This window comes from Planktothrix tepida PCC 9214 (assembly GCF_900009145.1).
GTDB lineage: Bacteria > Cyanobacteriota > Cyanobacteriia > Cyanobacteriales > Microcoleaceae > Planktothrix > Planktothrix tepida.
Genome location: NZ_LN889855.1, coordinates 1 through 1,779, shown reverse-complemented (window position 1 = coordinate 1,779; position 1,779 = coordinate 1). Strand labels below are relative to the sequence as shown.

Here is a 1,779-nt window from a genome sequence, read left to right as displayed (position 1 = left end):
GAAGCGATACAATTAGAACAGTTAGGCAAACATCAACAAATTCCTGAATTATTCGCCTATTTTATCCAAGATCACCGTCAATATTTAGTTCAAGAATATATTGAAGGACAAAATTTATTACAAGAATTAGCTCAAAGTGGGGCATTTTCAGAAACTAAAATTATTAATTTGTTAGAAGATTTATTACCTGTTTTAGCGTTTATTCACCAAAAGCTAGTAATTCATCGAGATATTAAGCCGGAAAATATTATTAGAAGAAAGACCGACTTTTGCCAGTGATTTATATAGTTTAGGAGTCACTTGTATTCATTTATTAACGAATATTGCACCCTTTGATTTATTTGATGTCAGTGAAAGTGATTGGGTGTGGCGAGATTATTTAACAGTTAAAGTCAATAATACTTTTGGAAGCTTAAACTTGCCGAAACGGCAATATTATCCTTCCAATGATACATAATGACAGATATGCCAAAATCCTACACTTGGGTCAATCAACTTTAGAGAATAAGTTGTATCCTGCTGTAGTTGATGCAATAAACTGCTACTAGGGTCAATAAAAAAAAGATTGTTGTAATCTTGAGGAATTGTCACCACCTGATCAAAGGGTGTCGTGAGCAGATGGACTTTTGGGTCTAAACGATGACTCAAGGTTAAGGTCATTCCCACAGAAATAGGATGGTTGTCACTGATCAGTAAAGGACTCTCCGTTTTATTAACAATTTGAGAAATTTCTGTAAAATACGTTCCTCTCATCTGTATCCACCAAGTTTCAGCCTTAAAAAGGCTAATATCAGAAAAAACTCCAGCTATTATTAATCCAACCATTATGAATTTACAGACTTTTTGTTTCCAAGTATTGTCCCAAAAAAGATGGTTAGTTAAAATAAAAGCAACAGCAATTTGCTGGGTGAGGTATGAAGGCAATGTATACCGAAAATTTATCGATTGAATTCCACCATAAATTGTATCACATAAAAGTAATGAAAGGCTGGGAAATAACCATAAAGTTAAAATAAACGTCCTTGGTTTATTCTTGGTTTTATATAGCAAAAAATATAAGAGATAAATAATTAAAGCCAAACTTAATACTATCCAAATAATACTAAATGATAAATAACTTTCTACAACAGAGTCAGAAGCTAAATTTATATCAATAAACACCCTGCTAGTTCGCATCAAAAAAATAATCAAAAACCCAACAATTCGCTCAAAAATATTATCTATTGTATTTCCTAATAAATTTCCCGACCAAAGCAAATTTATCTGTAGAGCGGTATGAAGATGGGTAATGAAGATTATCAGCCAAGGGAGAAACATCAACAACCCCATTGCGGTGGCTATCAAATAATTGCGTAACGTTTTGTGCCAGCGAAACTGTTGAGAGATCACTACATAAATACCCTGAGCAATGGCTACCAAAATAGTGAATAAATGGGTGTATAATCCCAAAGCTAAGGTGAGGGCATAAAGCCCCCAACTCCATAAACTCTCTCGTCGGATAGCGCGTAATAAGGCAGCAGAAGAGAGTAGAATTGTTACCATCCACAAACCATATTGGCGTGCTTCTTGAGCAAAAAAAATCTCTAAGGGAGAAACGGCTATCAAACCCAATGCTACCCATCCCACAGAGGGTGCGTCAAACAACTCTAAACATAGCCAATACACACAGGGGAATATTAACAAACTAATGACTGCCGATAAACTCCTGACTTGTGCGGGAGAATCCCCAAATAGTTGCGCCCACAATCTCGCCATCACATAATACAAAGGGGGATGCTG

1 protein-coding gene and 1 pseudogene are annotated in these 1,779 nt (G+C 35.5%); one reads left to right on the top strand and one right to left on the bottom strand.

Annotation, left to right across the window (positions count from 1 at the left end):
* Positions 1-382 (top strand): annotated as a pseudogene (locus PL9214_RS30330) (protein kinase domain-containing protein); the annotation flags it as partial.
* A 53-nt stretch (positions 383-435) separates the two neighbouring features.
* On the opposite strand, the gene PL9214_RS29465 reads toward PL9214_RS30330, so the two are convergent.
* Positions 436-1,779: glycosyltransferase family 39 protein (locus PL9214_RS29465; protein WP_072722821.1), on the bottom strand; the 1,344-nt coding region annotated here is incomplete at its 5' end.